At 63.4% G+C, this 20,948-nt stretch carries 20 protein-coding genes; 13 read left to right on the top strand and 7 right to left on the bottom strand.

Features of this window, described 5'->3' with window-relative positions; translation table 11 throughout:
• Positions 1–95: 95 nt before the first annotated feature.
• Together ABWI03_RS23700 and ABWI03_RS23695 are read right to left on the bottom strand one after the other, a co-directional pair.
• Complete coding sequence (locus tag ABWI03_RS23700) at positions 96–869, bottom strand: SWIM zinc finger family protein (protein WP_166812955.1); 774 nt, start codon at positions 867–869, stop codon at positions 96–98.
• Positions 866–3,682, bottom strand: coding sequence for a DEAD/DEAH box helicase (locus ABWI03_RS23695; protein WP_298773084.1), 2,817 nt, complete (start codon positions 3,680–3,682; stop codon positions 866–868). Before ABWI03_RS23695 ends, ABWI03_RS23700 begins: the two co-directional genes overlap by 4 nt.
• 92 nt (positions 3,683–3,774) lie before the next feature.
• Between ABWI03_RS23695 and ABWI03_RS23690 the strand changes: the two genes are divergently transcribed.
• Together ABWI03_RS23690 and ABWI03_RS23685 are read left to right on the top strand one after the other, a co-directional pair.
• On the top strand, positions 3,775–4,695 hold the full coding sequence (locus tag ABWI03_RS23690) for an NADP-dependent oxidoreductase (protein ID WP_298773082.1): 921 nt from the start codon (positions 3,775–3,777) through the stop codon (positions 4,693–4,695).
• Between the two features lie 53 nt (positions 4,696–4,748).
• Positions 4,749–5,450 carry an HNH endonuclease family protein gene (locus ABWI03_RS23685; RefSeq protein WP_435054146.1) on the top strand — a complete coding sequence of 234 codons (702 nt, stop codon included), beginning with the start codon at positions 4,749–4,751 and terminating at the stop codon, positions 5,448–5,450.
• 1 nt (position 5,451) lies between these two features.
• Here ABWI03_RS23685 and ABWI03_RS23680 read toward each other — a convergent pair whose 3' ends face one another.
• Positions 5,452–6,684: a metal-dependent hydrolase family protein gene (locus ABWI03_RS23680; protein WP_298773080.1), complete on the bottom strand. Its 1,233-nt coding sequence runs from the start codon at positions 6,682–6,684 to the stop codon at positions 5,452–5,454.
• A gap of 158 nt (positions 6,685–6,842) precedes the next feature.
• Between ABWI03_RS23680 and ABWI03_RS23675 the strand changes: the two genes are divergently transcribed.
• Positions 6,843–7,478, top strand: a complete 636-nt coding sequence (locus ABWI03_RS23675; RefSeq protein WP_235169783.1) for a TetR/AcrR family transcriptional regulator C-terminal domain-containing protein — start codon at positions 6,843–6,845, stop codon at positions 7,476–7,478.
• Here ABWI03_RS23675 and ABWI03_RS23670 read toward each other — a convergent pair.
• A complete protein-coding gene (locus tag ABWI03_RS23670) occupies positions 7,465–9,039 on the bottom strand; it encodes a molybdopterin-dependent oxidoreductase (RefSeq protein ID WP_298773078.1) in 1,575 nt (524 codons plus the stop codon). The genes ABWI03_RS23675 and ABWI03_RS23670 overlap by 14 nt on opposite strands.
• A 127-nt stretch (positions 9,040–9,166) precedes the next feature.
• On the opposite strand from ABWI03_RS23670, the gene ABWI03_RS23665 reads away from it, so the two are divergent.
• Positions 9,167–9,985 (top strand): shikimate 5-dehydrogenase, encoded by an 819-nt coding sequence (locus ABWI03_RS23665; protein ID WP_298773076.1) that lies wholly within the window; start codon positions 9,167–9,169, stop codon positions 9,983–9,985.
• 13 nt (positions 9,986–9,998) lie between these two features.
• Positions 9,999–10,460 (top strand): DUF6328 family protein, encoded by a 462-nt coding sequence (locus tag ABWI03_RS23660; protein WP_095971548.1) that lies wholly within the window; start codon positions 9,999–10,001, stop codon positions 10,458–10,460.
• A gap of 1 nt (position 10,461) precedes the next feature.
• Here ABWI03_RS23660 and ABWI03_RS23655 read toward each other — a convergent pair whose 3' ends face one another.
• Together ABWI03_RS23655 and ABWI03_RS23650 are read right to left on the bottom strand one after the other, a co-directional pair.
• A complete protein-coding gene (locus ABWI03_RS23655) occupies positions 10,462–11,298 on the bottom strand; it encodes a sulfurtransferase (protein WP_298773074.1) in 837 nt (278 codons plus the stop codon).
• A 22-nt stretch (positions 11,299–11,320) separates the two neighbouring features.
• Positions 11,321–11,944, bottom strand: coding sequence for a LysE family translocator (locus tag ABWI03_RS23650; protein ID WP_095971546.1), 624 nt, complete (start codon positions 11,942–11,944; stop codon positions 11,321–11,323).
• A 102-nt stretch (positions 11,945–12,046) separates the two neighbouring features.
• On the opposite strand from ABWI03_RS23650, the gene ABWI03_RS23645 reads away from it, so the two are divergent.
• The 3 genes from ABWI03_RS23645 to ABWI03_RS23635 are packed head-to-tail and all read left to right on the top strand — an operon-like array spanning position 12,047 to position 14,241.
• Positions 12,047–12,520 (top strand): Lrp/AsnC family transcriptional regulator, encoded by a 474-nt coding sequence (locus ABWI03_RS23645; protein ID WP_003941284.1) that lies wholly within the window; start codon positions 12,047–12,049, stop codon positions 12,518–12,520.
• A gap of 36 nt (positions 12,521–12,556) precedes the next feature.
• The gene (locus ABWI03_RS23640) at positions 12,557–13,795 is read left to right on the top strand and encodes a benzoate/H(+) symporter BenE family transporter (RefSeq protein WP_298773071.1); all 1,239 of its coding nucleotides are present in this window, start codon (positions 12,557–12,559) and stop codon (positions 13,793–13,795) included.
• Positions 13,792–14,241, top strand: coding sequence for an acyl-CoA thioesterase (locus tag ABWI03_RS23635; RefSeq protein WP_298773069.1), 450 nt, complete (start codon positions 13,792–13,794; stop codon positions 14,239–14,241). The genes ABWI03_RS23640 and ABWI03_RS23635 overlap by 4 nt, the downstream gene beginning before the upstream one ends.
• Here the strand turns inward: ABWI03_RS23635 and ABWI03_RS23630 are convergent.
• Positions 14,238–15,266: a phosphotransferase family protein gene (locus tag ABWI03_RS23630; RefSeq protein ID WP_095971619.1), complete on the bottom strand. Its 1,029-nt coding sequence runs from the start codon at positions 15,264–15,266 to the stop codon at positions 14,238–14,240. The genes ABWI03_RS23635 and ABWI03_RS23630 overlap by 4 nt on opposite strands.
• Positions 15,267–15,487: 221 nt before the next feature.
• Here ABWI03_RS23630 and pdhA point away from each other — a divergent pair, with 221 nt between their 5' ends.
• From pdhA to ABWI03_RS23605, 5 genes are read left to right on the top strand one after another with little or no spacing between them, the layout of a single operon-like run.
• On the top strand, positions 15,488–16,576 hold the full coding sequence (gene pdhA, locus ABWI03_RS23625; protein WP_298773066.1) for a pyruvate dehydrogenase (acetyl-transferring) E1 component subunit alpha: 1,089 nt from the start codon (positions 15,488–15,490) through the stop codon (positions 16,574–16,576).
• Positions 16,573–17,550, top strand: coding sequence for an alpha-ketoacid dehydrogenase subunit beta (locus tag ABWI03_RS23620; RefSeq protein WP_235169788.1), 978 nt, complete (start codon positions 16,573–16,575; stop codon positions 17,548–17,550). The genes pdhA and ABWI03_RS23620 overlap by 4 nt, the downstream gene beginning before the upstream one ends.
• Complete coding sequence (locus ABWI03_RS23615) at positions 17,547–18,746, top strand: dihydrolipoamide acetyltransferase family protein (RefSeq protein WP_298773063.1); 1,200 nt, start codon at positions 17,547–17,549, stop codon at positions 18,744–18,746. Before ABWI03_RS23620 ends, ABWI03_RS23615 begins: the two co-directional genes overlap by 4 nt.
• A gap of 10 nt (positions 18,747–18,756) precedes the next feature.
• Positions 18,757–19,962 carry an MFS transporter gene (locus tag ABWI03_RS23610; RefSeq protein ID WP_298773062.1) on the top strand — a complete coding sequence of 402 codons (1,206 nt, stop codon included), beginning with the start codon at positions 18,757–18,759 and terminating at the stop codon, positions 19,960–19,962.
• A 29-nt stretch (positions 19,963–19,991) separates the two neighbouring features.
• Positions 19,992–20,645, top strand: coding sequence for a hypothetical protein (locus ABWI03_RS23605; RefSeq protein WP_353798888.1), 654 nt, complete (start codon positions 19,992–19,994; stop codon positions 20,643–20,645).
• The last annotated feature ends 303 nt before the right edge of the window (positions 20,646–20,948 follow it).

Raw genomic sequence — 20,948 nt, 5'->3', positions numbered from 1 at the left:
ATATGAAATCGCAGGCAGGTCCCGACCGGACCGGTCCAATAAACGATACTGGAATTCACGACAGGAAACTAGCACCAGTCCGGAGTTGTCCGATTTCAACCGTCCAACCGTCGGTAGATGGACCGTATTTCATCCAAGGCGACGTTCTGCTGAGCCATGTCCAATCCCAGTGCCGCAACCACCTCGCGCAACCGCCGGATATCCAGATCGTCGATCGCCGCACGAAAAGGCACCTTCGGTAGCGCCGGCAGGGCAGCCGCGATTCCGAACCAATTCTCGACGTCCACCGCAACGGTCGACTCGTCTTCCACTCCCCCGATCAACTGCTCAAGGTCGACCCCGCGAAGTCTCAGCAACCTCAGCGGATCGGTGTCGATCCGCTCGGCGGTCAAGAACGCCACGGCCGCAGCGTGTTTGCACGGCCACCCGTCATCGGGGCAGGTGCAGTCGAAGCGGAAAGCCGACGGGCCGTCCGGTATCAGTTGGGCGGCAAGCATGTCCGGGACAGTGCCGGACACCAGTGCGGCAAGGCTTCCCGGCACTCGGCGGATCTTGGTGATGATGTCGTCGATATCCGATTGATCGAGGGTGTCGATCGACAGCGTGGAAACGAACGGCTGAAGTTGGCTGCCCTGAACCTCGGCCGTCACCACTCCTGGTTCGATGTCGAGCGCCAAGACCTGACCCGAACGCGCATACGTACGCCCACGCGTGACGCGAGGTTTGTCGCCGATCTCTTCGACGACGCGGACAAAAGCCTTGCCCCAGAACGTCCTCCCGAACGCTGGACGAGGCTTGACCGGCGCGGGTGCCCGCCGCCGAGGCCCGGTGTACTCGCTGAAATCGGGACCCTTACCGCGCGGACTCATTCGCCCACCGCGTCGTCGCCGAGTCGCAACAACTCGTCCAATTGCTCGACGCTCATCTCCGTCACCCAGTTCTCACCGGTCCCGACTGCAAGTTCGGCGAGTTCACTTTTACTCGCGATCATCGTGTCGATTCGCTCTTCCAAGGTTCCGACGCACACCATCTTGCGGACCTGCACGTTCTTTCTCTGACCGATGCGGAAGACACGGTCCGTCGCCTGGTTCTCCACCGCGGGGTTCCACCATCTGTCGAGGTGAACCACATGGTTGGCCGCTGTGAGATTCAGGCCCGTGCCGCCGGCCTTGAGCGAGAGCACCATGATGGGCGGGCCGTCTTCACCTTGGAACGCCTCGACCATGGCGTCGCGCCCGGCTTTCGACACTCCGCCGTGGAGGAACGGAACTTCGGTGGTGAACCGGTCTGCCAGGTACGGCACCACCAACTCGCCGAACTCACGAAACTGTGTGAACAACAGAACCTTCTCGTCGTCGCCGGTGACCGACTCGACGATGTCCTCGACCAGTCCGAGCTTTCCCGAACGGTGTTGCCCACGTCGCATCACCGGCGATCCGTCGCGCAGGAAGTGCGCCGGATGATTGCATACCTGTTTGAGTTTGGTCAGCGCAGACAGGACGGCGCCCTTACGCTTCATACCTTCCGTCCCCTTGATCTGCGCCATCATCTCGTCCACCACCGCGCGGTACAACGCGGCCTGTTCCTCACTGAGATTCGCTCGAACCGTCATCTCCAACTTCTCCGGGAGATCCGCGATCACGGCGGGATCGGTCTTCACGCGCCGCAGCACAAAGGGGGACGTGACGGCGCGCAGTCGCGAGACGGCAAGTTGATCCTTTTCCCGCTCGATCGGTACGACGAACCGTTTGCGGAACATCTGCTCCGAGCCGAGTACACCGCGATTGGCAAAATCGAGGATGGACCGCAACTCGTCCAGTCGGTTCTCCACCGGCGTTCCGGTCAGAGCAACGCGATGATCCGCGGGGATGCTGCGAGCAGCTCTCGCCTGAGATGTCTTGGCGTTCTTGATGTGTTGAGCCTCGTCGAGCACTACGCGCCGCCAGTCGAGTTCCTTGAGGGCCGCGACGTCGCGGGTCATGAGCGCGTAGGTGGTGATCACCAGATCACTCTCACGAACAGCGTGTTCAAGCTCCGTCCCGGTAGCGCGGTCCGAACCGTGATGAACGTAGACGCGCAGGCTCGGCACAAATCGCGCCGCTTCACGCTGCCAGTTTCCCACGACTGACATCGGACACACCAAAAGTGTTGCCGTCTTGGACTTCTCATGGGCAAGTAACGCCAACAATTGCAGCGTCTTCCCCAGCCCCATGTCGTCGGCCAAAACCGCGCCGAGACCGAGTGCACTCATGTAGGCCAACCAGTCGAGACCGCGTCGTTGATACGGACGCAAGGTCGCGTTGACCGTCGACGGCACCGCGACCTGCCGCGGGGCCACCGACTGGTCGAGTAGTGCGGATGCCCATCCGGTCGCCTTCACTTCCTCGACCGGTAGGTCTTTGAGGTCGTCGGCAATCAAGTCCTTGATCAAATCGACAATCGCTCGATCCCCGCTCGAATGCCGCTGACTGACAAAACGAGCCGCGCGGGCCAGTACGTCTTTGTCTGCCTGCACCCACTCGCCGCGCAACTGGACCAGATCGGACTTCGCGTCGACGAGTCGGGTCATTTCCTCGGCGGTGAGCACCTTGTCTCCGAGCGCCAATTCCCAATCGTATTCCAGCAATTGATCCATACCGACCGTGCGATTCTCCGCAACGATCGGAGACGACGCCGAGGTCACCCGCACACGCAGCGAAGGAGACACCACGTTCCAGGCGCGGGGAAGCAGCAGCGTGATTCCCCGCTCTCGCAAGACAATCGCGCCGTGTCCGACCAGGTCCATCACGACCGGCGTGGGCAGCAACAGATCGAGACTGTCTTCGTCGCGCGGCACGTCGCGAAAACGTGGGTACGCCTTGATCGCCTCTTCGAGCTTCCGACTGCCGAGCTGGATGCGTTTAGGGTCGGCCCGGTGCAGTCGAACACGCTCGGGCGCTTCGCCTTCGGGACGCAGGCACACCTGCAGACGCCACAGCGCATCGTCGTCCGGATCGGAATTGTCGTCGAGTTCCGGCTCGATCAGCCGCAGAACCAGGTCCGGCTCTCCGGCGGTGAACGTGGATCCCCATTCGGCGAGTCCCTCGGCCGCTCGTACCGACACGTCGTCGAAAGGGTCCCCGGACAACACGGCCTGCCAGAGCGAGGTCTGCACCGCCGGCACCGAGCCACCGAGAACACGGCGGACGATCGGGTCCGTGAGTTCGTTGGTGATGTCTTCGATCATCGCCCTCGGCGAGCCGACGGCCCGCTGTACCGGTGGCATGGCCACGACCAGTTCACCGATCCACGCGCGCTGGCGTTCCCCCACCGACAACTGCCAGCGTGGCCACCAACTTCCTTCGGCCCGCGTCAGCGCCGGCACCACCCGCCCGGCACGAACCCAGCGGTCGATTCCTCGCGCCACGTGCACGAGAAAATGCAGGTCGCCCGCGATTCGCTGGTCATCAGCCTTGAACCGCAGCAGGAGATCGACCGCGTCCGGTGGTGCCAACGCAACGGCTGCGTACTCACTCTGCAAAGGCCCGCCAGGCACAGGCGGCATGGGGACGTTGACACGATGACGGAACTTGCGGTGCAGGACAGCACTGACCGGATCACGGGGATCGTCGGTCCCGGCACCGTCGTGCCCGTCGACCCACAGTTTGAGCCCCGATCCCGGTGACCAGAGTCCATGCAGCATCCGACCATCCAATCAGGTGCCACCGACACCGCTGTTCGTCACCACCCTTCCAGACCGCCCTTCCGGCATGCCGGGGCAATAGGCTGGCAGGCATGACGACGGCATACGGCTTCACCGAGTACGGCGGCCCCGACACACAGTCCTACTTCGACGTCACCCTCCCACCGCCCGGTGCTGGACAACTGCTGGTGTCGGTCCGAGCTGCGGGCGTCAATCCAGCCGATTGGAAGGTTCGCGCTGGTACGCGGAAAGACACCGTGCCAGTGACGCTGCCTGCGGTTCTGGGCCGCGAAGTGTCCGGTGTTGTCATCGGAGTGGGTCCGCGGGTCACCGAGTTCGAGGTCGGCGACGAAGTGTTCGGCGCTACCGCGACCGGCTTCGGCGGCTACGCCGAGTCGACCATGCTCAACGTCTCGTCGACAGCACACAAGCCGCCTGCCGTGTCGTGGGCGGATGCCGCGGTGTTGACGGTTGCGGCGGGGACGGCCTACGACGCGCTCCACGGCCTCGGACTGAAGCCCGGGGCAACACTCCTGCTCCTCGGCGCGGGTGGCGGCGTCGGCCGCAGCACCATCGTGCTTGCATTGGCACAGGGTGTCAACGTGATCGGTGTCGCGAGCGAATCCAAGAGAACCGCGATCGAGGACGCGGGAGCACGCTGGGTCGAGTCGGGAGACGGATTCGCAGACGAAGTGTCCGCGCTGTCCTCAGGCGGAGTGGACGCGGTTTTCGACCTTGTCGGCGGGGACACTCTCGCTCGCGGTGCTGCGCTCACCCGACCGGGTGCGCCCATCCTGAGCATCGCCGATCCCCTGGCGGCGAGCCGACTCGGCGGCGGTGGTGTCGAACGCCGAAGGACCACAGCAGTATTCACGGAGGTCGCGGCGCTCGTGAGCGACGGGACCCTCGACCCTTCCGTGTCCGGCCGCTACCCGTTCTCCCGCGCCGGGGAAGCGCTCGCTGCAGTCGAAGACGGCCATGCTGCCGGCAAGGTGGTAATCGAGTTCGGCTGATCTCTGTCGGACGCCGATGGTTCAATCACCGTCTACGACGGGCGGGGGCACAGGTGGTTGCACGGTTGACTGCGATCCTTGCAACGCTCGTGCTCGTATGTCTCGTTGCCTCCTGCGGATGGTTCGGGAACGCGCGTCTCGATTCTGCCCCGGGCAGCCCGACTCGATCGGAACTGGAGGAGCTCCTGTCCCGGACCGCGGTCGTCGACAACCGACCACATCCGGGTGGATACGAGCGCGGCTGCGGTAACGGCGAGGCCTGCGTCTTCGGCCCCGCGTGGTCCGACGACCAGGACGCACCAGGTGGCCACGACGGGTGCGATACCCGCAACAACGTTCTGGCCCACGATCTATCGGACGTGGTGTTCAAACCGGGAACACGTGACTGCCTCGTATTGTCCGGCGTGATGACCGACCCGTACTCCGGTGACCGCGTCGAATTCGAACGAAGCCGGGCCAAGTCCGTCCAGATCGACCACGTCTTCCCACTCGCCGCGGCCTGGGACTTCGGCGCGAACTCCTGGACGCCCGAGCTTCGGATGAGGTTCGCGAACGACACGTCACTGAACCTGTTGGCCGTCAACGGCCCCGACAACCAGTCGAAAGGCGACAGCACGCCCAGCGACTGGTTGCCGCCCAATCCTGCGTACCGATGTTTCTACGCAGGCAAGTACTTGACCGTCGCGATTTCCTATGGCTTACCGGTCAGCCGGGCGGATCACTCGGCGTTGACAGAACTCGCCACTCGCTGTTGAGCTACCGGCCGTCCTTCACCACTCGACCGCTCTGAACGACGAGTGCGATGCGCTCACGATCAGCGAAGATGGACGGATCCGTCAACGGATTGCCGCGGAAGGCAACGAGGTCGGCGAACTTGCCGACTTCGATGGTGCCGACCTCGTCGGCGATGCCGAGAATGTCGGCGTTGATCCGGGTAGCGGAAACCAATGCGTCCATCGGGGTTTCGACCTTGGCGCGCAGGACAAGCTCCATCCCCCGACCTGTTTGATCGGTACCGATAAGGTCCGATCCCAATCCCACTCTGACGCCGGCATTTCGAGCGGCGAGGAGTCCGTCGATCTGCCCCTGCATCATCTGGCCGATGCGCGCCGAAATCGATTCGGGTAGACCCGCTGACGCCGCGCTGTCCGAGAGCGCCTGCACCACAGCCAAGGTCGGCACCAAAGCGACGTCGTGCTCGGCCATCAACTTGGCCGTCTCGTCGTCGATGTCGGAACCGTGCTCGACGCATTTCGCGCCGGCGGTAACCGCGTTCCGGATTCCCTCGTTGTTGTGAGCGTGCACCGTGACATACGTACCGCGCGCATTGGCTTCCTCGACGGCAACTCCGATCTCGTCGACCGTGAACTGCGTGTCGGTGAGCTTGTCATGAGTGGATACCACTCCCCCGGTGACGCACAGTTTGAGGAAGTCGGCACCTCTGCGGAACGTCTCACGAACGTTCTTTCGCATTTCGTGCGGGCCGTCGGAAAGCAGAGACATACAACGCAATCCGGGGATGTCGTGATCGGACCAGTCCGAAGTCGGCTCCCACTCGGCCGCCAGGTGTCCGTGTCCGCCGGTCTGGCATTGGATCGGGCCACACTGAATGATCCGCGGCCCCGGAATCTTGCCCGAGGCGACAACTCCGGCGAGTCCACCGTCGATTCCGCCGCAGTCACGAACCGTGGTGAATCCCCCGTCGAGAGTAGACGCGCAGGTCGCGAACATGTCTGCGGCCAGTTCGGCTACCGATATCTGACGCCGCAGGCTCGGGGCGAGATCACTCGATCCACCGAGATGAACGTGTGCGTCGATCAGTCCGGGCGTGATCGTCAACCCGGTGCAGTCCAACACCTCTACCCCCTCGGGCGGCGTGCCACCGATCGCACTGATGCGTCCGCTTTCCACAGCAACAGCACAGTTCTCGATCGGTTCGGCTCCCGTACCGTCGATGATCGTTGCACCGGTCAGCCATACGACAGACATATTGAATGTTCCTCCGACGTGTACCGATCGCCGGAAGAATCCGCCGACATACCGAATAGGGTTCGGTTAGTATGATGCATGTCGGCTCCTGAAATCAAGGAGTTGTCATCAATCGATCGAGTCCGAGATTGCCGACGAATCCCTCACCAGGAGAATCGATGCCGCGCCCCACCCAGCCGATACTGTCCACGGGCAACATCACCGACGCGGCCCTGGATGCTGTCGACGCGACCGGTGACTTCACCATGCCCGGAATCGCCAAGCAATTGAACGTGACTCCGTCTTCGCTCTACACACACGTTTCGGGTCGATCCGAGATCGTCGAACTCATGCGCATCCGCGTGATGTCGTCGATCTCGGTCCCGCAACCACCCGCAGGATGGAGCGAGCGGGTCAGCGCGTGGGGGTGGGCCTATCGCCGAGCTGCGGTCGAGCATTGGCGTCTCATCCCGCTGCTCATGACGCGAAGCGTCCGCACCGAGGTGACTTTCGATATCGATACCGCACTGGTCCAAGCATTTTCGGATGGCGGGTTCGATCCGATCGACACTCGTCACGCAATTTCCACGCTGGACAGTTTGGTCCTCGGATCAGTCGTCAAGCTGTCGACGCCGGATGTCGCGTGGACTCAATCCTCGAACCCGAGCGAGATCACCCGTGAGGCCACGACCCCACTGCGAACCGACGACACCTTCGACTTCGGCCTGAGAACGCTGATCGCCGGATGGATGGCCCAGTGCGTCGTCCGCCTGTATACCGAATCCCATTCGGATCTACCTGTCACTTCACCGTGAACGACCTCGTATGCCATCCCGTGGCGCCACCGGGAATCGGCGGAGTGCGCTCTTCCACCTGAACGTTCCCGTCCAAATCCGTCGCCCTGACCTGCACGGTGTGCAAACCTGAGCCTGCATCCCACATCCACGACCATTGCCGCCAGGTGTCGATCGAGTACTCCTGCGCCAGTGTCGCCGGTTGCCATTCGCCGTTGTCCACGCGAACCTCGACCTTCTCGATTCCACGATGCTGGGCCCAGGCAGTTCCCGCCACCAGCACCTGGCCCGGCTCGATCGGCGCCAGAGCTGCCGGTACCTCGATACGCGACGACGTCTTGATCGGTGCCTGCGCACCCCAACCGCGCTGGGTCCAATAGGCCTCGACCTTGTCGAAACGCGTGAGTTCCCACTCCGTCACCCATTTGGTGGCGGAGACGAAACCGTACAGGCCGGGAACCACCTGCCGAACGGGGTAACCGTGCTCGAACGGCAACGGCTCACCGTTCATCGCCACGGCGAGAATCGCGTCACGACCATCGGTGACTATCTCGACGGGAGTGCCGACCGTGAAGCCGTCGACGCTGGTCGAGAGAAGCATGTCCGCGTCGGGATGGACACCGACTTCGTCGAGCAGGTCCTTCATGGGATAACCGATCCACTTCGCGTTCCCAGCCAGGACACCACCCACCTCGTTGGAAACACACGTCAGCGTGATGACCCGCTCGATGGGCGTTCGCGCCACCAGGTCGTCGAACGACAACGTCATCTCGCGGTCGACCATGCCGTGAATCCGCAGTTCCCATGAGTCCGTCGTCAATTGCGGAACGAGGAGAGCGGTGTCGATGCGATAGAAGTCGTCGTTGGGCGTGATGTACGTCGACGCACCCTCAATCCCGATGTCCGCACCCGCCGGAATCGGCGGCGCCGGGTCAGCGGCGGTGGGCACGACGAAATCTTCACGATTCGCGACTGCTCCAGCGATTCTCTGCCCCACGAACTTCCCGGCGGCACCCGCTGCCGCAGCCACTGCCAACGCCGCACCTGCCAGCAGAAGGAACTGACGACGAGGCAACCACGAGTCGGCGACGCCCGGCGCGAGCGGCACCTCCAGCTGTGTGATCAGCAAACGCAGTGTTGCGACGCCCGCCACCACACCGACCAGCGTCGGGAACACGTACATCGCATCGGCAGTCGGGCGCTGCATCGCCGCATACACACCAACCGCGCCCAGAAGAACGAGGATGACACTGCCGATCGGGCGGCGTCGCCGTTCCAACAGCCCGGCCACCGCACCGAGCAGAACGATCAATATCGACATTCCGATGAACAGCGCCGGCTTGTCATTGGTGCCGAAGGTGTCGATCGCGAACTCGCGAGCCCACGCCGGGGTTCGGTCGACGGTGGTTGCACCGACTGCGTAGAAGGGCGACGCGTCCGGGTTGATCGGCAGCGCCACCAGTTCACCGACGCCCAGGACGACAGCCGCGGCCAAGACCCCGGAGATCGCGTGAGCAGCCCATCTACGACGCGGTGGACGAGATTCGGTGCTCGGGTGCTCGTCGATGTTCTGTGTGACCATGTCGTCTCGGCTCTGTCGGTGCGAGTGGTGCTTCGATCGGATACCCGACATTCGGCGCTGCGGGACATCCGGATGGGTGCACTCGTCTATCAAGAACTACGCCGAACTCGCGATTAGAGTGGGGACAATGACCGTCGACCTCAACAAGGACACGCTCCTGTGCATGTCGCTCTCCGGGCGACCGAGCAACATCGGCACGAGGTTTCACAATTACCTCTACGAGGAATTGGGCCTGAACTTCGTCTACAAAGCCTTCACCACCGAAGACGTGCCAGCCGCGATCGGCGGCATCCGAGCACTCGGGATTCGAGGCTGCGGGGTGTCGATGCCGTTCAAGGAACAGGTCATCGAGCACATCGACGTCATGCACGATTCGGCCAGCGCCATCGACTCCGTGAACACGATCGTCAACGAGTCCGGAGTGCTGCACGCCTACAACACCGACTATCAGGCGGTGGCCGATCTGCTGCGTGACAACGACGTCGACACGAGCCTGTCCGTCGCTGTCGCCGGCAGCGGCGGCATGGCAAAAGCAGTCGTCGCCGCGGTACGCGACACCGGATTCACCGACGTCACCGTAATCGCCCGCAACCAGGAAGTAGGGTCGGCGCTCGCCGAGCAGTACGGCTTCGACTGGCAGGCCGAACTCGGTCCGCTTCGTCCCGGTGTGCTGATCAATGCGACCCCGATCGGAATGTCCGGCGGTGCTGAAGCCGATGCACTGTCGTTCCCCGAAGAAGCAGTTCGCGCAGCGGAAGTAGTCTTCGACGTCGTCGCGATGCCCGCGAACACTCCTCTGATCGCGTTGGCGACCGAACTCGGGAAGACGGCGATCACGGGAGCGTCGGTCATCGCTCTTCAGGCAGCCGAGCAGTTCGTGCTCTACACCGGCGTTCGTCCGAGCGCGGAGCAGATCCAGCAAGCGTCGGAATACTCACGGACGTAGGAACCACGTCATCGTGAACGAGACCGGGGAGACTCCACCTCAACAGCTGGCGCGGAATTTCAACGAGTTGTTGCAAGAACTGCGCGTTGCACTCTCGGGTGTTCAGATCCTGTTCGCCTTCTTGCTGGCCGTGGCATTCACCGAACGCTACGAGGAGGCCTCGACGTATATCCGCGGCATCCACTTGGTGACGGTGATACTTGTGGCCGTCTCCTTCGGGTTCCTGATGGCGCCCGCGGTGTGGCATCGTATGCTCTTCCGCCGTGGGCACCGCGAGAACATCTTGCCCATCGCCAACCGATTCGCGCTGTGCGGCATAGCTTTTCTCGCCGCCTCCATGACCGGCACGGTCCTGCTGATTGCCGAGGTCGCCGTCGGCGGAGTTGCCGCAAAGATCTTGGCTGCGTGCGCCGCTATCATGTTCACAGCACTGTGGTTTCTCGTGCCGTCATTCATCGATCGCGCCAAGGGCTGACTCAGGCTCCGGTTTCGACAGCGCGAGTGCCGTCGTTCGACCACTGCGACCACGAGCCCGGAAACAGGGTCGCGTCGTACCCGGCGATCGCGAGTGCGGCAATCTCGTGCGCTGCAGTCACTCCGGACCCGCAGTACACCGCCACCTTGTCCCCGACGCCCAGGCCCGCGAACCGTTCACGCAACGCGGCCGCATCCAGGAATCGACCGTCGCCGGTGATGTTCTCTGCGGTCGGTGCGCTGACCGCACCGGGAATGTGACCCGCGACGGGATCCATCGGCTCGACCTCGCCGCGGTACCGCTCCCCGGCTCGGGCGTCGAGCAGGACACCGCCCTCGCTCGTCCAGTTGCCGACGCCGTCGATGTCGACGGTCGGCATGTTGCCTCCGGTGAAAGTCACATTGCCCGGGCTGACGGACTCGCCGATACCGGCCGCCAACGGCAGTCCCGCGGACTCCCAGGCCTGCAACCCGCCGTCGAGGAGTCGTACGTCCGAGAGTCCGGCCCACCGCAGCAGCCACCAACCGCGGGCAGCGGCGGTATTGCCGGTGGCGTCGTAGAGCACCACCGAATCACCGTCGTCGATTCCCCAACGCCGCGCGGCCTCCTGCAGGTCTTCGAGTCCAGGCAGCGGGTGCCTTCCCTTGTCCGTCGACGGCGTCGAAGCCAGTTCGTCGTCGAGGTTCACGAATACCGCACCGGGAATGTGTCCGTCGCGAAAATGCTGCTCGCCGTCCGAATCACCCAGCGCCCACCGGACATCGAGCAATCGCGGCGCAGCTCCGGCCTCGATGAGAGCGGACAGTTCTTGGACGTCGATCAGCACGGGAAGTGTCATGAGCCCATCCTGACACGACCTCTCACGCAACCCCGAAGAAGGCACCGAGACCCACCAACAACACTCCAGTCACGACATCGATGCGCTTGCCGACGCCAGGACGACGCAGCTTCTTGCCGGCTCCGGCCGCCATCACCACCACGATCGCCCACCACAACGCCGCGGCGACCACCGTCGCTCCTGCCAACATCAGTGTGCGCAGCCCTGCTCCTTCACCGGGCTCGATGAATTGTGGGAGTAGCCCGAGAAAGAACAACAACGCCTTCGGGTTCAGCAAGTTCGAGAGGAAGCCGTAACGAAACGCCGTGGTGACCGCGATCGGTTCTTTCGCTGCCGGAAGTCCCTCGTCCGAGGCTCGCGCCTTGAATGCACTTCGGATCGCGGAGATGCCGAGCCAGGTCAGATATGCCGCCCCGGCGTAAGTGAGCGCGGAGAGCAACTGCGGACGCGTCGCGACGAGTGCGGAAAGGCCCAGTGACGCGGCCGCCGTGTGAACGAAGAGCCCCGAAATCACGCCGGCCGCCACCACCGCACCGGTCCGTCGATCTGCCAGAGAATGACGCAGGATCAGGACAAAATCCGGTCCCGGCGTGAACAGGACGATGGATAGCAGGGAGCCGAAAGCAAGCCATTGACCGACACTCATCCGAAATACCTCACACCCGAGCTGATTCGAGACACATGTTCATGCCAGGAGTGTGCAACTGGATCCGGGAACTTCAAAACGACTCCGGATATAGTTCGGCAGATGACGAAGAATGAGCCTCTGGATCCGGTGGACTGGAAGATTTTGGCCGAATTGCAGAACGACGCGTCGATCACCAACAAGGTTCTAGCCGATCGTGTCGGCCTGGCGACGTCCTCGTGCCACGAGCGCGTACGACGCCTGCGTGCCAACGGAACGATCAGCGGTATCCATGCGGTTGTCGACCCGGCCGCGGTGGGCCGCTCGATGCAGGCGATCATCGCCGTGCAATTGCGACCGCACCGACGCGACCTCGTCGACCGCTTCACAGCCGACGCGCTCGCGTTGCCGGAAACCCTTGCGCTCTTCAACGTCTCGGGGCCCGAGGACTTCTTCCTCCACGTCGCGGTCCGCGACAGTGCGCATCTACAGCGAGTATTGATCGACCACCTCGCCGCGCATCCCGAAGTCTGGCACGCCCAAACGCACCTCATCTACGGCAAAGCGGTCACCTCACCCATCCGGCCGGACAGGTAAATCGTGCCCCGAGCGGGTCGGGCAGAATCACTGACCATGTCGGACTCCACAGAAACCACCGAACCGGAAGCCGTTCGTAGCAACTCGCAACCGATGAGCGCAGGCATCGTCACGGCCCTCGTCGGCTTCACCAGTTCGTTCGCGGTGGTCCTCACCGGCCTCGCCGCTGTCGGCGCGGACGCGACCGAGGCGGCGTCCGGACTGCTGGTTCTGTGTGTGACCCAAGCGTTGGGAATGCTCTGGCTCTCACGCCGGTACCGGATGCCGATCACCCTGGCCTGGTCGACGCCCGGTGCCGCTCTGCTCGCCGGCGCCGGAGCCGTCGAGGGTGGGTGGCCGGCCGCGGTCGGAGCATTCATCGTCGTCGGAATCGCGATCGTGCTGACCGGACTGTGGCCGACGCTCGGAAGGGTCATCTCGGCAATCCCGACGCCCCTCGCGCAGGCGATGCTCGCCGGAGTTCTGATGCCGTTGTGCCTGGCGCCGATCATCGCCGTCCGGGACGCACCGGCAGCAGTCGCGCCGGTCATCCTGGTTTGGCTTGCGGCGCAGCGCTTCTCCAAGCGATGGGCGGTTCCGCTCGCGTTTCTCACCGCAGCGGTCGTGATCGGGATCAGCCTCGTCACGTCGGATCGAGTGCTCGACGCCGGCGCCATGATTCCCCGCATCGATCTCACCGCGCCGTCGTGGACCTGGCAGGCGATGATCGGCATTGCGATTCCGCTCTACATCGTCACGATGGCTTCGCAGAACATTCCCGGTGTGGCCGTGATGAATTCGTTCGGCTACACCGTTCCCTGGCGGCCGTCGATGATCGTGACGGGTATCGGCACCATCGTCGGCGCTCCGGCCGGTGGCCATGCGATCAACCTCGCGGCGATCAGCGCAGCCCTGGCCGCCGCCCCCACCGCACATCCGGATCCCAAACGTCGATGGATCGCTGCCTTCACCGCAGGCTGGGCCTATCTCGTTCTCGCTGCCGGCGCGGCCGCCGTGGCCGCTCTGGTAGCCGCCGCTCCAGCCGGAGTCGTGGAAACTGTTGCCGGACTGGCGCTCCTGGCAACTCTTGCCGGCGCCCTCACATCGGCGCTGAGCGAGGCGAGTGAACGTGAAGGTGCCGTGGTCACGTTTCTGATCGCCGCATCTGGGGTCGGTATCCTGGGAATCGGTTCGGCATTCTGGGCACTGTTGGTGGGACTGATCGTGCGTGCCGTCCTGCAGGGCACCACCCTGCCCTCACTCTCGCGAAAGTCGTCACTACAGTCGAAGCCGTGAGCACAGCGCAAACGCCCCCGTCGATCAGCGAGTTTCCCATTCTCTGGCCCGTCCCGACGCGGTGGGACGACAACGATCACTACGGCCACGTCAACAACGTGACCTACTACTCGTACTTCGACACCGCGGTCAACGCCTGGCTGATGTCTTCCACCGGAACCGACATCCGCAATCTGCCTGCCATCGGCGTCGTCGCCGAGACGTCGTGCCGGTACCTGAGCGAACTGTCGTTCCCCGAGCAGTTGCAGGTGGGTATCTCCGTCGAGAAACTCGGCACCAAGAGCATCGTCTACGCCCTGGCGATATTCCACGAGGTCGACGATGGCAATTGGGAACCCGCCGCCACCGGACGCTTCGTCCACGTCTACGTCGACGCCGACACCCGTAAGCCGGTGGAGATCCCGGCCGCCATCAGATCGGCAGCCGGGACCTTGACCGAAAACTAGCTCAGACCGAGCTGATCTGCCGTCAGGACGGCGCGTGCAACGATTCCGTCGATCAGCGCGACCGTCGGGCCGCCGTGCTCGGCCTTGTTGCGCGGATCGTCGAGGATGCGTCGCAGCACGCCCTCGGCGATGATCGAGAGCTTCCACAGCGCGAGTACGTGCCAGTATCCGACGGCTGACACGTCGCGGCCCGTCGCCTCGACGTAGGCCGCGACCAGCTCCTCGCGGTTCGGAAAGCCCTCCAGCGTGGACGCCATGAACGGACCGGCAACTTTGTCACCGGCTTCCGGCCAGTACGCGAGCAGTGCACCGAGATCCGCGAGCGGCTCCCCCAACGTGCACAGCTCCCAGTCGACGACGGCAACGATGCGCCCCTCGACCGGATCGGTGATGACGTTGTTGAGGTGGAAGTCGCCGTGAACCAAGGTCACTTCGTTCTGTTCCGGAATGTTTCGGTGCAGAATCTCGGCCAACCGGTCGACGTCCGGAACATCGCGGGTCTTCGACTTCTCCCACTGCGCCGACCACCGTTTGAGCTGACGCTCGGCAAAGGGCTTTCGGCTGGCCAGATCCTCGAGGCCGGTCTCTTCGAGGTCGACCCCGTGGATGCTCGCGAGGGTTTTCGGCATCGCCAGTCCGACCGCACGACGCTCGTCCTCGGTCAACTTCTGAGCCACCGGGACACCGTCGATCACAATGCCGTCGATGTAGCTCATCAGGACCAGCGGAGCGTCCGTTATCTCCGGGTCTTCCGTGATACCGAGGATTTTGGGAACCGGAACCTTGGTTCCCTGGAGCGAGGACAGAATGCGGTGCTCACGAACGACGTCGTGCGCCGACGCCAACAACGTGCCCAGCGGAGGTCTGCGCAGTACCCACCGTCCTCCGCCCGCATCCGTCACGGAGTAGGTCAGATTCGATTGCCCGTTACCGATCCTCTCGAAAGTCAGTGGTGTCGTGGCGCCGACCCCCAGTTCGGCGATCCACGCGGAAACAGCTTCTTCGTTCAAACCGACTGCAGTCACCGCACCGATGCTAGCGGTTGACACCGGATCGGTTGGGCGTACCGACACGTTTGTTACTCGCCAGTTCTCAGTCCAGGTCTTGATACGGCAGTGAAAATACTTGCGGATTTCCCAATCAGGGGGATCCTGATGGTAGAGCGACAACTGCATACAACACATCGGGATTGTGCGGCGTACTCACGAGGCGCGCCGGGCATGAGCAGAAACCGAGGTGAGCGAAGATGATCGACAACCTCGATTATCCGGTCCAACTCATCCAACCGAACGGCGCACGAGTGTGCCGGCCCGAATTCGACCGTCTGATAACAGACATCGGGCCTGAAGAACTGCTGTCGTTGTATCGCGATCTCGTCGTCAGTCGCCGAATCGACACCGAAGCTGTTGCCCTGCAGCGTCAAGGCGAAATAGGTTTGTGGGCTCCGATGCTCGGCCAGGAGGCCGCGCAGGTCGGTTCCGCGAGAGCGCTTGCCTCCGACGACTTCGCCTTCACCAGCTATCGCGAACATGCCGTCGCGTACTGCCGGGGAGTTCCCCCCGAATTGCTGACCACGATGTGGCGCGGAATCTCCCATTCCGGTTGGGATCCAGAACAATTCAACGTCACCAATCCGGCGATCGTCGTCGGCTCTCAAGGGCTGCACGCCACCGGATACGCATTGGGCGCACATCTGGACGGCGCCGAGATCGCGACGATCGCCTACTTCGGTGACGGCGCCTCGAGTCAGGGCGACATCGCCGAGGCGATGGGATTTGCTGCCAGTTTCCGTGCCGGCGTTGTCTTCTTCTGCCAGAACAATCAGTGGGCCATCAGTGAACCGGTATCCCTGCAGTCCCGCACACCCATCTCACATCGGGCGATCGGTTACGGCATCCCGGCGATCCGCGTCGACGGTAACGACGCCCTCGCCGTTCTCGCAGTCACGCGCTGGGCGCTCAATCGCGCACGGGAAGGCAGCGGCCCGACGTTCATCGAAGCGATCACCTGCAGAATGGGCCCACACACGACGTCCGACGATCCGAGCAGGTACCGCGCCGATACGGATATGTCGGAGTGGAGAAACCGCGATCCGCTCGAGCGCGTGCGTCTGCTCCTGGAACAACGCGGCCTTCTCGGCGAGAAAGAACTCACTACCATCTCGGCGGCCGCCGACGACGTCGCAGCTGGACTACGACGCGCAACCATCGCGCTCGCCGATCCGCCCCCGTCAGCGCTCTTCGATCACGTCTACGTCGAGGCACACCCACTGATCGACGCCGAACGTGCAGAGCATCGCGCGTATCTCGGCAGCATGGAAGGGGCACTGTCATGACCGTCATGAATCTGGTGACCGCACTCAACACCGGCCTGCGACGCGCACTCGAAGACGATCGTCGCGTGGTGATCATGGGCGAGGACGTCGGCCGTCTCGGCGGTGTATTCCGGGTTACCGACGCCCTGCAGAAAGATTTCGGCGATACCCGGGTGATCGACATGCCGCTCGCCGAATCAGGGATTGTGGGAACGGCTTTCGGCTTGGCTCTGCGCGGGTACCGGCCGGTCTGCGAGATCCAGTTCGACGGTTTCGTCTACCCGGCTTTCGACCAGATCGTCTCGCAGGTGGCAAAGATCCACTACCGCACCCAGGGCGCCGTGACAGCGCCACTGACGATTCGGATTCCCAGTGGCGGCGGAATCGGTGCCGTGGAACATCATTCGGAGTCGCCGGAAGCCTACTTCGCTCACACCGCAGGACTGCGGGTGGTGTACCCGAGCAATCCGGTCGACGGTTTTCACATGATCCGACAATCGATTGCCGCCGACGACCCGGTGATCTTCCTCGAACCCAAACGGCGTTACTGGGACACCGCCGAGGTGAATACCGATGCCGCGCCCGAGCTTCCGCTCCACCGCGCCCGCGTCGCCCGCTCGGGAAACGACGCGACAGTGGTCGCGTACGGATCCATGGTCGCCACCGCACTCGACGCCGCACGGATCGCCGAAGACGAAGGCCGCGATCTTGAGGTGGTGGATCTGCGTTCGCTCTCCCCCGTCGACTTCGACACGATCGAGGCGTCGGTGAACAAGACAGGCCGGCTGGTCGTCGTCCACGAGGCGCCGAAGTTTCTCGGCGTCGGCGCCGAAATCGCAGCACACGTCGCGGAACACTGCTTCTACCAGTTGGAGTCACCGATCCGTCGGGTCACCGGATTCGACATCCCCTATCCGCCTGCCAAGCTCGAGCAATTCCACCTTCCGGACGCCGATCGGATCCTCGCAGCGCTCGACCGAACGCTGGCAGCATGAGTACGACGCACGAATTCCGGTTGCCGGATCTCGGCGAGGGCCTGACGTCTGCCGACCTGGTCGAGTGGACGGTCAGGGTCGGTGACACCGTGGCACTCAATCAAGTTCTCGCCCAGGTCGAGACAGCCAAAGCTCTTGTCGAACTGCCGTCACCGTATGTCGGCGTTGTCAGTGAACTTCTCGTCGAACCTGGCACCACGGTTCCGGTCGGTACTCCGATCATCCGTATCGAGGGTTCTGAAGATCCACATGATCCACAGCCGCCGAGTGTGCTGGTCGGGTACGGACCCGCGGCCGAGAGACCGAGTCGGCGCCGGCGCAGGATCGCGCCGGACTCACTATCCGCGCCGAATATCGAGCGTCGGCCCGCAACACCCTCGGCGCGGCGCGCGGCCCGCGAAGCCGGCATCGATCTGAGCGAAATCACCGGCAGCGGATTCGACGGCGCCGTCACGGCCGCTGACGTAGCAGACGTGCTTGCTGTGAAGGCGCCTTCGGATGACGCGACACGCCTGGCCTCGTCCGGCATACGGAAACAGATGGCGTCGGCGATGGTTGCCAGCGTCCGCGCTCCGCAGGCCAGCGTCTTCCTCACCGTCGATGTCACGCCGTCGATGGAACTGCTCGGCAGGCTCCGTTCCTCGGACGCGTTCACCGGACTTTCGCTCACTCCGCTGACTCTCGCGGCCAAGTCAATGGTGACAGCAATCGCGGCGCACCCCACGGTGAACGCGCATTGGGACGAGACCCGCGGCGACGCCGTCGTCGACGATCACGTGAATCTCGGCATCGCCGTCGCCTCCGAACGTGGTCTGTCCGTGCCCAACATCAAGAGTGCCGAGACCTTGAGCCTGGTCCAACTCGCACGCGCGGTCACCGAACTGACCGTCGCTGCCCGCGCGGGAGTGACTGATGTCCATCACTTGACCGGTGGCACCATCACGATCACCAACGTCGGAATCTTCGGCGTCGACGGGGGCGTTCCGCTCCTCAACCCGGGAGAAGCCGTCATCCTCTGTCTGGGCGCAGTGAGCGAGCGTCCGTGGGTAATCGAGCGAAAGATCGAAGTGCGGAGCGTCGTGACACTGACGTTGACGTTCGACCACCGGGTGCTCAGTGGTGAGCAGGCCGCGAGATTCCTCTCATTTGTCGCAGAGATGCTCGCCGACCCGGACCTGTTGCTGTCTCACCTGTAAAAAGGAACGAGTGAGCGTCAACCCCACCGACCGCGCAGTCCCCACCTCCGCCCTGGTGCGCGTCCGCGCCGGCATCTTCGGCATCTTCGGTATCAACGGATTTCTCCTCGCGATGTGGGTCGTCCACATCCCGTCCATCGAACACCGAGTCGGAATCAGTCACTCGACGCTCGGCTCACTTCTTCTCCTTCTTGCAGTCGGAGCCATTGCCGGCATGCAATTGAGCGGCCCGCTCGCCGATCGATACGGCAGCAGACGCATGGTCATCCTGGCGGGTAGCGGGCTGGCATTCGCCACTCTCGGCCCGGGGTTTGCCACGAACACCTGGCAACTGGGCGCTGCACTCGTCGTGTTCGGCTTCGCGAACGGTGCATTGGACGTCTCGATGAACTCACAAGCCGTCGAGGCCGAACAGCTGTACCGACGCCCGATCATGGCTGCCTTTCACGGCATGTTCTCCGTCGGGGGTGTGTTGGGTTCCGTCATCGGATTCGGCACTCTCGCACTGGATCTTCCGCCGTACGTCACACTCGGCATCGCGTCGGCAATCGGATTGCTGGCCGTCTGGCTGTGCTCACGGCCCCTGCTCCCCCACCTCGGCGTGCACACCGAAACCGAGTCGACTTCCGGAAAGACACACGGCAGATTCTCGGCTCGCGTGCTTGCTCTCGGAACCCTCGCCTTTGTTCTGATGCTCGCCGAGGGAGTGGCGAACGACTGGAGTGCGCTGCAGGTCAAGGAAGATCTGGGTGTCTCGAATGCCGTTGCTGCACTGTCGTTCGGTGCATTCTCGGCCATGATGACCGTCGGCCGGTTCACCGCGGATCGGATCAGCGCGGCGGTCGGCCCGGTGGCCGTGGTTCGCTACGGCGCGTTGCTGTCGTCCGTCGGCATGCTGACCGTCGTGGTATCCGGCTGGCTACCGCTGACATTGCTCGGCTGGGCACTGTTCGGCGCCGGCCTGTCGGGATGCATTCCGCAGATCTTCACCACCGCGGGAAATCTCGGCTCGGGTTCGGCTGGTACCAACATGTCTCGCGTCGTCGGCATGGGATACATCGGATTCCTCGCCGGTCCGGCGACCATCGGGTGGGTCACCACGCTTGTGCCTCTCACCACAGCAATGTTGATCCCGTTTGCATGCGTCCTGGTCGCAGCGGGTTGTGCGGGTGTCGTTCGGCGCGATTCTCCGACCGCCTACAGACCTCACAGCTGATCCTCACGATCGGCACAGACTCACCAGGGATGCTGGTACTCGTGACCGTCTCGACCTCCACCCAGCACCCCACTCCCTCCACAACCACTCGCTTCCTCGTCCTTGCTGCGATCGCCGTCGTAGCGCTGGGCGCCTTGTATATTTTGCGACCCACCTCGCCTGGCGTGAACGTCCCGGAACAGGTGCGCGCACTTGCCGAGTGGACGGTAGGCCGATTCGACGTCACCGCTGTACTCGCAGCCACTACCGCTCTGGCCGTCGTCTCGATGGTCCGCGGACTGCCGTACGGCATCGGCGCGATCCTGCTCCTCGGAATGGGCGCTAATCTCACCAACGCGGCATTCGGTTCCTGGCTCCCCGATGTGCCCCAGGACCTGTTGCCCAGCGGTCACGTGGCAGCGGCGACCGCGCTGTACTGCTCGGCGATCTTGATCTCCGCCCCGCAGTGGCGTTCGGTGGTCGCCGGTCTCGGATTCGTCGGAGTTGCTGCGATCGGTGCCAGCGCACTAGCCGCCGAGCTGAGCGGCCTTTTCGGAGTGATAGCCGGCGTTCTGATCGCTCTGGTATGGGCCTGTGCCGCAGCTATTTTGATGGCACGATCGCCCATCGCCGCGAAACGTGAAGAGCTACGCCCGGATACGGCAGCCATCGCGTTCTCCAGGCACCGGAGCATCCGACTTTAGTCCTAAATCTTTGGTATCCAGAGATTTTCGCCGATAGCTCTCCCGCGACGGCGGGGCATGACGTATGTTCTGAAATGTCCGAATCAAGTAGTTCCACAGCGAAGGAGTCTTTACCGTGAGCCTCGAAGATCTGAACCCGCTCGAACTGATCCAGAAGTTGATCGAACTACTTTCCGGCTTCTCTTCCGACCCCGAAACCCCCGAGGTCCCGTAAAACGTCGCCAGAGGCGCCTGTTCCGAGTTTCGTCTCGGACCAGGCGCCTTTGTCGTTTCAGCACACGCCGTTGCAGCACAAGAAGTCGT

The organism is Rhodococcus baikonurensis, assembly GCF_040489275.1.
Classification (GTDB): Bacteria; Actinomycetota; Actinomycetes; order Mycobacteriales; family Mycobacteriaceae; genus Rhodococcus_F; species Rhodococcus_F baikonurensis.
This window is presented reverse-complemented; position numbering and strand designations above follow the sequence as displayed.

Excerpts from the sequence above, each read along its gene's own strand:
- ABWI03_RS23700 (WP_166812955.1), bottom strand. The coding sequence starts at position 869 with ATGAGTCCGCGCGGTAAGGGTCCCGATTTCAGCGAGTACACCGGGCCT.
- ABWI03_RS23690 (WP_298773082.1), top strand. The coding sequence starts at position 3,775 with ATGACGACGGCATACGGCTTCACCGAGTACGGCGGCCCCGACACACAG.
- ABWI03_RS23605 (WP_353798888.1), top strand. The coding sequence starts at position 19,992 with ATGCTGGTACTCGTGACCGTCTCGACCTCCACCCAGCACCCCACTCCC.
- ABWI03_RS23620 (WP_235169788.1), top strand. The coding sequence starts at position 16,573 with ATGACCGTCATGAATCTGGTGACCGCACTCAACACCGGCCTGCGACGC.
- ABWI03_RS23670 (WP_298773078.1), bottom strand. The coding sequence starts at position 9,039 with ATGGTCACACAGAACATCGACGAGCACCCGAGCACCGAATCTCGTCCA.
- pdhA (WP_298773066.1), top strand. The coding sequence starts at position 15,488 with ATGATCGACAACCTCGATTATCCGGTCCAACTCATCCAACCGAACGGC.
- ABWI03_RS23675 (WP_235169783.1), top strand. The coding sequence starts at position 6,843 with ATGCCGCGCCCCACCCAGCCGATACTGTCCACGGGCAACATCACCGAC.
- ABWI03_RS23695 (WP_298773084.1), bottom strand. The coding sequence starts at position 3,682 with ATGCTGCATGGACTCTGGTCACCGGGATCGGGGCTCAAACTGTGGGTC.
- ABWI03_RS23640 (WP_298773071.1), top strand. The coding sequence starts at position 12,557 with ATGTCGGACTCCACAGAAACCACCGAACCGGAAGCCGTTCGTAGCAAC.
- ABWI03_RS23655 (WP_298773074.1), bottom strand. The coding sequence starts at position 11,298 with ATGACACTTCCCGTGCTGATCGACGTCCAAGAACTGTCCGCTCTCATC.
- ABWI03_RS23665 (WP_298773076.1), top strand. The coding sequence starts at position 9,167 with ATGACCGTCGACCTCAACAAGGACACGCTCCTGTGCATGTCGCTCTCC.
- ABWI03_RS23650 (WP_095971546.1), bottom strand. The coding sequence starts at position 11,944 with ATGAGTGTCGGTCAATGGCTTGCTTTCGGCTCCCTGCTATCCATCGTC.
- ABWI03_RS23645 (WP_003941284.1), top strand. The coding sequence starts at position 12,047 with ATGACGAAGAATGAGCCTCTGGATCCGGTGGACTGGAAGATTTTGGCC.
- ABWI03_RS23680 (WP_298773080.1), bottom strand. The coding sequence starts at position 6,684 with ATGTCTGTCGTATGGCTGACCGGTGCAACGATCATCGACGGTACGGGA.
- ABWI03_RS23615 (WP_298773063.1), top strand. The coding sequence starts at position 17,547 with ATGAGTACGACGCACGAATTCCGGTTGCCGGATCTCGGCGAGGGCCTG.